General features: G+C 52.7%; 1 pseudogene. It reads right to left on the bottom strand.

The features are described from left to right. Positions 1 to 151: 151 nt before the first annotated feature. Positions 152 to 292: pseudogene (locus tag NE547_RS18170) on the bottom strand (IS200/IS605 family transposase); the annotation flags it as partial.

The following is a 292-nucleotide window of genomic DNA, read 5'->3' as shown; positions in this document are numbered from 1 at the left end:
CGGAAACGGGAGAGTCAAAACCTCCGGCAAAGCCGGAGGCTTGAGTAAGCCCTAGAAGGGCATGATACGGACGAAGCCCCTTAAGGGGCCCCGAAAGGTTTGCCGCCCGCATTTCTTTCACGGGCTGCCCCTTAAGGGGTTTTCGCTGCGCCTATTTGTTCTGGCGACCCGTAAACGGGTCCACGAACTCCTTAAGTCCCAGTTGATCCGCCAGCTGGTCCAATTCTAATTGGTTTCGGATATATTCCGCTATTTGCTTTTTGTTCCTTCCTACTGTGTCTACATAATAGCC

The organism is Flavonifractor sp. DFI.6.63, from assembly GCF_024462255.1.
Taxonomy (GTDB): domain Bacteria; phylum Bacillota; class Clostridia; order Oscillospirales; family Oscillospiraceae; genus Lawsonibacter_A; species Lawsonibacter_A hominis.
Note: the sequence above shows the minus strand (reverse complement) of the source record. Positions and strands in the feature narration are given on the sequence as shown.